Source organism: Marinobacter sp., from assembly GCF_041690455.1.
GTDB lineage: Bacteria > Pseudomonadota > Gammaproteobacteria > Pseudomonadales > Oleiphilaceae > Marinobacter.
This window is the reverse complement of the sequence record NZ_JAWLHI010000106.1, coordinates 1-9022: the sequence shown is the minus strand read 5'-3', so window position 1 is coordinate 9022 and position 9022 is coordinate 1. Positions and strand designations below refer to the sequence as shown.

The window sequence follows — 9022 nt, the reverse complement described above, 5'->3', positions numbered from 1 at the left end:
GGCTGTGGATGGTGGTGATGGAGCCGTGCTTGATGCCCAGTTTCTCGCGGATCACCTTCACCACCGGCGCCAGGCAATTGGTGGTGCAGGAGGCGGCGGTCACAATGCGGTCGTTGGCCGGGTCGAAGATATGTTCATTCACCCCTACCACAATGTTCTTCGCTCCGGCTTCCTTGACCGGGGCGGTGACCACCACGCGCTTCACGCCCTGGTCCAGATAGCCCTGCAGCACTTCCACGGTCTTCATCTTGCCACTGGCTTCGATCACCAGATCGCAACCGGACCAATCGGTTTCAGCAATGGTCTTGTTTCGGGTGACACGAATCCGCTGGCCCCCGATCACCATATCCTCACCGTCCGCATCGGCCTCATGGCCCCAGCGGCCGTGCACGCTGTCAAAGTTCAGCAGGTGTGCCAGGGTTGCCGCATCGGCACCCGGGTCGTTGATGGCAACAAACTCCATGTCCGGCCAGTCCCAGGCGGCCCGCAGGGCCAGGCGGCCAATACGGCCGAATCCGTTAATACCTACCTTGATCTTGCTCATGATGTGCTCCTTGAAGGACCTTCAATCCGGTGAATAACACTGAATTCAGACAAGCCGGATGCCGGGGCGGTCCGGCATGGCCTGCAGTCGCGATTGTTCCTGTTGTATCAGGTTTGTATTGCTGTCCGAAGTCTCATCCAGCACCCGGATCAACCACTGGGGCAACTGGGGATGGAGGTAATAATAGACCCATTGGCCCTGGCGCTCTGTTTCCAGCAGCCCCGCCTCCTTCAAGGTCGCGAGGTGCCGGCTGACTTTCGGTTGCGAGGAACCCAGCGCGGTGGTCAGCTCATAGACACAAAGTTTTTTCTGATCACGGATCAGCATCAGGATGGCCAGTCGCAACTCATCGCCAAGCGCCCGGAAGACCGTCACCGGGTGGTATTCCGGCGCCTTCAGGCCGGTCTCTTTCTGGTGCACCAGGGTAAACAGGCCAATGCGTTCCTTCAGCTCTTTGAGCGTGAGAGCAAAGGTGGCGTGGCGGTTGCTGAGCACCGGGTCCGGAAAGTCCCAGGCAATCTGCTGGGCCGGCTGACAGACGGTGCCGCATTCGTTGGCGGCCTTCTCACACAGGGTGATCACGTAATCCCATTGCTCATCTTTAAGATCTGCCAACTGCTTACTATGGAGTCCGTCCACATTTATTCCGGATTCCTGCAACACCTGCAACGCCATAGGATGCGGCCGGGTTGGCTCGGTGCCGGCACTGGCTACCTCAAAACGGTCACCGGCCATGTGTTTCAGCAGGCCCTCCGCCATCAGGGAGCGGGCGCTGTTGGCGGTACAGACAAACAAGACTCTGCGCTTCATATTCGATTATCCATATACATTATTTAACGCATATACTGTTTGTCGGATACTAGATTCCCAAGTCGGGAAAGTAAACCGGTTTTTGACCCGAAATTTCCGATGTCAGCAAATTTTCCTCCCGGCTGTATCTTTCTGACATGTCAATCGTCTCCTCTGGAGCTACTATCTGAACCTCAATCCAGTTTCACGATCTTGCGGAGTGCCATGCGTTATCCAGATCTTCCCAACATCAACCAGGAATTGTTTGTAACCCCGACCGCCGATCAGGTATTCGCGGACAAGCCTTCCACCCATGCCCCCCGGATTCTGCTGCTGTACGGCTCTCTGCGGGAGCGGTCGTTCAGCCGCCTGGCGGTGGAGGAAGCCGCTCGCCTGCTGGAGGCCATGGGCGCCGAAACCCGCATCTTCAATCCGCGCGGACTGCCCCTGGCCGATGCCGAGGATGCCTCCCACCCGAAGGTTCAGGAACTGCGGGATTTGGCGGAATGGTCCGAGGGCATGGTGTGGTGTTCTCCTGAACGCCATGGCGCCATGACAGGCATCATGAAAACCCAGATCGACTGGATTCCCCTCTCCATCGGCGGCATGCGCCCCACCCAGGGCAAAACCCTGGCGGTGATGCAGGTCTGCGGCGGCTCCCAGTCCTTCAATGCCGTCAATCAGCTGCGGGTGCTGGGGCGCTGGATGCGGATGGTTACCATCCCCAACCAGTCTTCGGTGCCGAAGGCGTTCATGGAATTTGATGACAACGATCGTATGCTGCCTTCGCCCTACTACAACCGCATCGTGGATGTCATGGAGGAACTGATGAAATTTACCCTGCTGATCCGGGATCGCAGTGACTTTCTGACCGACCGGTATTCCGAGCGGGTGGAAAGTGCCGAGGAAGTGTCTAAACGCGTCAACCAGCGCAGCATGTGAGAGGACATTGATGAGCAACAATACTGAAACCACAGCGACAGTGGATACTAAAGAAGGCATGGACCTGTTCGGCCGCTACCTGTCGGTCTGGGTGGCCCTGGCGATCATTGCCGGTGTGGCCCTTGGACAGCTCGCACCGTCAGTTCCCGAAACCCTGTCCCGCTTCGAGTACGCCCAGGTGTCCATCCCAATCGCCATTCTGATCTGGGCGATGATCTTCCCGATGATGGCGCAGATTGATTTCAGCGCCATTGTGGGAGTGCGCAAGGAACCCAAGGGGCTGGCCATCACCACCATTGTGAACTGGCTGATCAAGCCCTTCACCATGTTCGCCATTGCCTGGTTCTTCCTGATGGTTGTGTTCGAGCCATTCATTGCCCCGCAACTGGCCAGCGAATACTTGGCCGGGGCGATTCTCCTGGGCGCCGCGCCCTGCACCGCCATGGTGTTCGTCTGGAGCTACCTGACCAAGGGCGACGCCGCCTATACGCTGGTGCAGGTGTCCCTGAACGACATCATCATGCTGTTTGCCTTTGCGCCCATTGTGGTTTTCCTTTTGGGCATATCCGACATCCAGGTGCCCTGGGATACGGTGCTGCTGTCGGTGGTGCTGTATATCGTCATTCCGCTTACCGCCGGCTACCTTACCCGTCGCACCCTGATTTCAAAACGTGGCCAGCGCTGGTACGACGAGGTATTCATGAAGCGCCTGGGGCCGGTCACACCGGCGGCATTAATTGTCACCCTGGTGCTGCTGTTCGCCTTCCAGGGCGAGGTGATTCTGGAAAATCCGCTGCATATTGCGCTGATTGCGGTGCCGCTGATCGTGCAGACCTTCCTGATCTTCTTCCTGGCCTATGGCTGGGCCCGGCTGTGGAAGGTGCGCCACTGCATCGCCGCACCCGGTGCCATGATCGGTGCCAGTAACTTCTTCGAGCTCGCCGTCGCCGCGGCTATCGCCCTGTTCGGGCTTCAGTCCGGGGCTGCGCTGGCCACCGTGGTCGGTGTGCTGGTGGAAGTGCCCCTGATGCTGGTTCTGGTGCGCATTGCCAATCAAACGAAGGATCGCTTCCCCGTCTAGAACAGGTAACTGTCGCCAGTCACCAAACTTGACCTTGGTCAAAATTTATCCAAAAAAGGGCTACCCTAACAACATCAAGCATCCAGATCGATGCTTCTCGACAGGTCTGAACTACTCTTTAATGTGAACTGCAACACATTCTGAACAAGGGCCCTGTTATTGAGCAGGGCCCTTTGCGCAGTTACAACAAAAATGGAGAGGGACGACCAATGAAACTGTCAAGAAGGCGGTTCCTGGCCTTTACCGGTACAACCGCAGCCGGCTCCGCCGCACTCGGCGGCAGCCTGTTACTGAACCCGGCGCACGCCGCCGAAGGTAGCCAGCAGCCCGGAAAGGTCATGCTCGACTACCCGAAAACCACTATCAGCAAGGCAGGCGACCTGAAAGTCGGCCAGCCGGTTTCCTTTAGCTATCCCGATGCTTCCTCGCCCTGCACCCTGATCAAAACCGGCCGTAAAACCCAGGGTGGTGTTGGTCCGGATGGCGACATCGTCGCCTACAGCACCCTGTGCACCCACATGGGTTGCCCTGTGTCCTACTCTAGCGAGGAGCGCACCTTCAAGTGCCCCTGTCATTTCAGCGTGTTTGATTCCGAGCTCAATGGCCAGATGGTATCCGGCCAGGCCACGGAAAACCTGCCCCGGATTCTCCTGACGTACCGGGATTCGGACGATTCCATTGAGGCAACCGGAGTGGATGGCCTGATTTATGGCCGCCAGTCCAATCTGCTGCCCGGCGCCTGAAGGAGGAATAGCTCATGTTCGAACATAAGAAGGACCGGATAGCCCTGCCACCGGCCAATGCCCAGAAAACCCAGACCTGCTGCCATTTCTGCATCGTTGGCTGCGGTTACCATGTCTACAAGTGGCCGGCCGATCAGGAAGGCGGGCTGGCACCCGATCAGAACGCGTTGGGCCTGGATTTCCGCCAGCAGCTCCCACCTCTGGCAGCCACCATGACCCAGGCCATGACCAATGTTATCCAGGATGATGACGGTAGCTACCACCGGATCATGATTGTGCCGGACAGGGACTGCAAGGTGAACGGCGGCCTGTCATCGACGCGAGGTGGCCAGATGGCCTCCATCATGCATTCGCCACAGACACCCGTTGGCAGTCAACGCCTGAAATATCCACGGGTCTTTGCCGGTGACGAATGGCGGGATACCAGCTGGGATCAGGCCATCGCTCTTTACAGCCATCTGACCAAACGGATCCTGGATGACGACGGATCTGACCAGTTGATGTTCAACCTGTTCGACCACGGGGGTGCCGGCGGCGGCTTCGAGAACACTTGGGGCACCGGCAAGCTGATCTTCACCGGCCTGGGCAGCAAGATGGTGCGGATTCACAACCGTCCTGCCTACAACTCCGAGTGCCACGCCACCCGGGACATGGGCATCGGCGAGCTGAACAACAGCTACGAAGATGCCCAGATGGCGGACTGCATTTTCTCCATCGGCGCCAATGCCTATGAAACCCAGACCAACTACTTCCTGAATCACTGGCTGCCGAGCCTGCAGGGCCAGACCGCCGACAAGAAGCGGGCTGTGTATGAGGACGGGGAAACCATCCAGCAAACCAGGATCATCCTGGTCGATCCCCGCCGAGCTCTCACGGTCGCCCTGCTTGAGCAGGCCGTCGGCAAAGATAACATCCTGTTCCTGGACATTGAGCCGGGCACCGATACCGCTTTGTTCAACGGCCTGCTGACCTACGTCGTGGATCAGGGCTGGCACGACAAGGCATTCATCGAAGCTCACACCACCGGCTTCGACGACGCCCTGAAGGCGAACCGCCAAAGCCTGGACGAAACCAGCCGGATTACCGGCATCAGCAAGGACAAGCTGATCAAGGCCGCGGAATGGGCCTACAAGCCGAAGGCCTCCGGCCACGCGCCCAGGACCATGCACGGTTACGAGAAAGGCATCATCTGGGGTAACGACAATTACCGAATCCAGTCGGCCCTGGTGGACCTGGTGTTGGCCACCCATAACGTGGGCCGCCGGGGCACGGGTGTGGTCCGGATGGGCGGTCACCAGGAAGGCTACTGTCGCCCGCCGTATCCCGGTGGTCGTCCGGCTCCGTACGTGGACCAGGAAATCATTCAGGGCAACGGCCAGATGCTCACCGTCTGGGCCTGCAACGCCTTCCAGACCACGCTCAATGCCGAGCAGTACCGTAACGAAGTCCTGCGCCGCAGCGACATCGTCAAACAGGCCCTGCGCAAGGTCCGTGGCGCCGGTCCGGAGAAGATGGCGGAGGTCATCCACAAGGCCGTCAAGGAAGACGGTGGATTGTTTGTCACCGTAATCGACCTGTACGCCACCAAATTTACTGAGGCCGCCCACTTGATGCTGCCGGCGGCGCACCCCGGTGAAATGAACCTCACCTCCATGAACGGTGAGCGTCGCCTGCGACTGTCGGAAAAATTCATGGATCCTCCCGGAACCGCCAAACCGGATTGCGTGATTGCGGCAGACATGGCCAACGCCCTGCGCAAGCTTTACGAGGACGAGGGCAACGCCGAGATGGCCAAGCGTTTTGAAGGCTTCGACTGGCAAACCGAGGAGGACGCCTTCAACGACGGCTTTCGCCGCGCCGGCCAGTCCGGAGCCCCAGACATCGACAGTCAGGGCGGCCCCACCGGCTACCTGGCCACTTACGAGCGCCTCAGGGCCGCTGGCAACAATGGTGTGCAACTGCCGATCAAGGAGTACACGGACGGTCAGCTGATCGGCACGGAGATGCTCTACACCGACGGCAAGTTCGACACGGACGACGGCAAGGCGCACTTCCAGCCCGCACCCTGGAACGGGCTGCCGGACACTGTTGAGGAGCAACGGAAGAAATACCGGTTCTGGGTGAACAACGGCCGCACCAACCAGATCTGGCAGACGGCCTATCATGACCAGCACGTGGAGTTCCGCCGCGGCCGTTACCCTATGGCCCCGCTGGAGATCAATCCGGAGGACGCCAGGGATCTCGGTATCAAGTCCGGCGATGTGGTCGAGCTGTTCAACGACTACGGCGCTACGACGGCCATGGCCTATGTGGAGCCGGACATCAAGCCAGGCCATGTGTTCATGGAGGCGATGTACTTCAACTCCGTCATGGGCGATCTGGTGACGCCCTGGACCGATCGGAACATCATTCCCTACTACAAGGGAACCTGGGCCGATGTCCGCCGCGTCGGGCGGATTGAAGACTATGCCGACAAGGTGAGCTTCAAGCGCAGACGCTACGTCTAAATGACTGCCGGACACCCGCGAACGGGTGTCCGGCTTTTTTGCCCCTTGGATAACTGTTCAGCCCCCGCCCTCCCTGCTACTATCCCGCCCACATTTCTGACGCATTGAACCGAACGGAACCCACAGAATGGATCTTTTCCAGGCCCTGTTCCTTGGCCTTCTCCAGGGACTGACCGAATTCCTGCCTATTTCCAGCTCCGCCCACCTGATCCTGACCCCGGCGTTCTTCGGCTGGACCGATCAGGGCGTGGGTTTCGATCTGTCCGTGCACGTGGGAACCTTGCTGGCGGTTGTGCTCTATTTCCGGCGGGATGTCTTTGGCATCGCCCGGGACGGACTGATCTCCATTGGCCAGCGCAAACTCGTCGGCCAGGGTGCCCTGGCCTGGTACCTGGTGATCGGCACCATCCCGGCGGGCCTGGCCGGACTGGCCTTGCTGGACATGATCGACAACGAACTCCGGGGCGCCTCGGTGATCTTTGTAACCACCCTGGTATTCGGCATCCTGCTCGGTATCGCCGACTGGCTGCCCAAACGCCAACGCACCCTGGACAAGCTCAACTGGAAAGATGCGGTCCTGGTGGGCATCGCCCAGGCCATGGCCCTGGTGCCCGGCACCTCCCGCTCCGGCGTCACCATCACCGCCGGCCTGTTCCTGGGGATGACCCGGGAGACCGCCTCCCGGTTCTCGTTCCTGCTGGCCATTCCCATCATCGTATTGGCTTCGGCAGTGAAGCTGCTGGAGGTGGCGACTTCCGATGTGATTGTCGACTGGAGCGGGTTTCTGATTGGTGGGGTGACGTCGTTCCTTATGGCCATTACTGCCATCCACTTCTTTCTGAAGTGGCTGAACAAGGTGGGGATGTGGCCGTATGTGATCTATCGGATTGTGTTGGCGGGGGTGATTTACGCGGTGCTGATGTAGGTTGACGGAGTTGAAGATGGGGGTCAGATGAAGGCTTTCATCTGACCCCATTTTTACCGCGGAATCAGACCCGAAAGTGGGGTCAGAAGAACGCTTTCTTCTGACCCCTTTTTCATGCCGGAAAACCTGACCAGCCCGCTGCCACCCCCAAACTTCAGCAAGCCTCCAGCGGCGCATAAGCCAACACCAACCACTTGGCCCCGTCATCAAAGTTCACCTGCACCCGGGTATGGTGCCCGCTGCCTTCGCTATTCATCACGATGCCCTCACCAAACTTCGGGTGGCGCACCCGCTGGCCCAGGCTGAACCCGGCCTGCTGGGCGGAATCGTGGCTGAACAGGCTTTCGTTGGGTCGCTCGACCATGGCCGGGCGGGTCACGGTGTTGCGCAGGCGGACTTCCTGCAGGCAGTCGCCCGGGATCTCGCGCACGAACCGGGACAGGGCGTGGAATTTCTCCTGACCATACAACCGGCGAGACTCGGCGTAAGTGAGTACCAGCTTTTTCATGGCCCGGGTAATGCCGACATAGGCCAGGCGGCGCTCCTCTTCCATGCGCCCGGGTTCCTCCAGGGACATGCTGTGGGGGAACAAGCCCTCTTCCACCCCGGCCATGAACACCAGCGGAAACTCCAGGCCCTTGGCGGAATGCAACGTCATCAGCTGCACGCTGTCCTCATGGGCATCGGCCTGGGATTCACCCGCATCCAGGGCAGCCTGGGCGATGAATTCCGCCAGCGGATCCACGCCTTCTTCCACCTCGAAGTCCGACAGGGCGCTGACCAGTTCTTCCAGGTTTTCCACCCGGGCCTGGCCTTTCTCACCCTTCTCGCTGGCGTGGTAGTCCTTCAGTCCGCTGACCTCGATCGCCTGCTTCATCAGTCCCTGCAGGGAGGCATGGTCCACCATCTCGGACAGGCCATTGATGATGTCGAGGAACGACTGCAAACCGGTTTTCGCCCGCCCTTTCACCTGACCGGCCGCCAGCAGTCGCTCGGCGGATTCCCACAGGGAGATGCCCTGCTCGGTGGCGTATTCTCGCAGCTCCGCCAGGCTCTTGGCACCGATGCCGCGGGTGGGCACGTTCACCACCCGCTCGAAGGCGGCATCGTCCCGGTGGTAATGCACCAGGCGCAGATACGCCAGGGCATTGCGAATTTCCTGGCGGTCGTAGAAACGCAGACCACCATAGACCCGGTACGGAATGCCCTGGCGCATCAATGCTTCTTCCAACACCCGCGACTGGGCATTGGAGCGGTAGAGGATCGCGGCCTCACTGCGCAGATTACCCTCGTCCACCCAGGCACTGATGGAATCCGCGATATAGTTGGCCTCGTCCTGCTCGTTGAACGCAGCATACAGGCTGATCGGCTCACCCTCGGGCCCATCGGTCCACAGCTCCTTGCCAAGACGCCCCTGGTTGTTGGCGATCACCGAGTTGGCGGCCTTCAGGATGGTCTGGGTCGAGCGGTAATTCTGCTCCAGGCGCACCA

General features: G+C 59.7%; 8 protein-coding genes. 5 read left to right on the top strand and 3 right to left on the bottom strand.

The genetic code is table 11. From position 1 onward, the window contains the following. On the bottom strand, nucleotides 1–544 hold a 544-nt coding region (locus tag ACESMW_RS17735), incomplete at its 3' end, for a glyceraldehyde 3-phosphate dehydrogenase NAD-binding domain-containing protein (protein ID WP_372988313.1). A gap of 45 nt (nucleotides 545–589) precedes the next feature. After that, nucleotides 590–1354 carry a metalloregulator ArsR/SmtB family transcription factor gene (locus tag ACESMW_RS17730; protein ID WP_372988312.1) on the bottom strand — a complete coding sequence of 255 codons (765 nt, stop codon included), beginning with the start codon at nucleotides 1352–1354 and terminating at the stop codon, nucleotides 590–592. Nucleotides 1355–1558: 204 nt separating this feature from the next. On the opposite strand from ACESMW_RS17730, the gene arsH reads away from it, so the two are divergent. The 5 genes from arsH to ACESMW_RS17705 all read left to right on the top strand — a co-directional run bounded on the left by arsH (nucleotide 1559) and on the right by ACESMW_RS17705 (nucleotide 7531). Then, on the top strand, nucleotides 1559–2275 hold the full coding sequence (arsH, locus tag ACESMW_RS17725; RefSeq protein ID WP_372988311.1) for an arsenical resistance protein ArsH: 717 nt from the start codon (nucleotides 1559–1561) through the stop codon (nucleotides 2273–2275). A 10-nt stretch (nucleotides 2276–2285) separates the two neighbouring features. Then, complete coding sequence (gene arsB / locus ACESMW_RS17720) at nucleotides 2286–3356, top strand: ACR3 family arsenite efflux transporter (RefSeq protein ID WP_372988310.1); 1071 nt, start codon at nucleotides 2286–2288, stop codon at nucleotides 3354–3356. 209 nt (nucleotides 3357–3565) lie between these two features. Further along, a complete protein-coding gene (locus ACESMW_RS17715; RefSeq protein ID WP_372988309.1) occupies nucleotides 3566–4099 on the top strand; it encodes an arsenate reductase (azurin) small subunit in 534 nt (177 codons plus the stop codon). Nucleotides 4100–4113: 14 nt separating this feature from the next. Next, nucleotides 4114–6606: an arsenate reductase (azurin) large subunit gene (locus tag ACESMW_RS17710; RefSeq protein ID WP_372988308.1), complete on the top strand. Its 2493-nt coding sequence runs from the start codon at nucleotides 4114–4116 to the stop codon at nucleotides 6604–6606. 127 nt (nucleotides 6607–6733) lie between these two features. After that, complete coding sequence (locus ACESMW_RS17705) at nucleotides 6734–7531, top strand: undecaprenyl-diphosphate phosphatase (protein ID WP_372988307.1); 798 nt, start codon at nucleotides 6734–6736, stop codon at nucleotides 7529–7531. 154 nt (nucleotides 7532–7685) lie between these two features. On the opposite strand, the gene ACESMW_RS17700 is transcribed toward ACESMW_RS17705, so the two are convergent. After that, nucleotides 7686–9022: 3'-5' exonuclease (locus tag ACESMW_RS17700; RefSeq protein WP_372988306.1), on the bottom strand; the 1337-nt coding region annotated here is incomplete at its 5' end.

Excerpts from the sequence above, each read along its gene's own strand:
- ACESMW_RS17730 (WP_372988312.1), bottom strand. The coding sequence starts at position 1,354 with ATGAAGCGCAGAGTCTTGTTTGTCTGTACCGCCAACAGCGCCCGCTCC.
- arsH (WP_372988311.1), top strand. The coding sequence starts at position 1,559 with ATGCGTTATCCAGATCTTCCCAACATCAACCAGGAATTGTTTGTAACC.
- arsB (WP_372988310.1), top strand. The coding sequence starts at position 2,286 with ATGAGCAACAATACTGAAACCACAGCGACAGTGGATACTAAAGAAGGC.
- ACESMW_RS17715 (WP_372988309.1), top strand. The coding sequence starts at position 3,566 with ATGAAACTGTCAAGAAGGCGGTTCCTGGCCTTTACCGGTACAACCGCA.
- ACESMW_RS17710 (WP_372988308.1), top strand. The coding sequence starts at position 4,114 with ATGTTCGAACATAAGAAGGACCGGATAGCCCTGCCACCGGCCAATGCC.
- ACESMW_RS17705 (WP_372988307.1), top strand. The coding sequence starts at position 6,734 with ATGGATCTTTTCCAGGCCCTGTTCCTTGGCCTTCTCCAGGGACTGACC.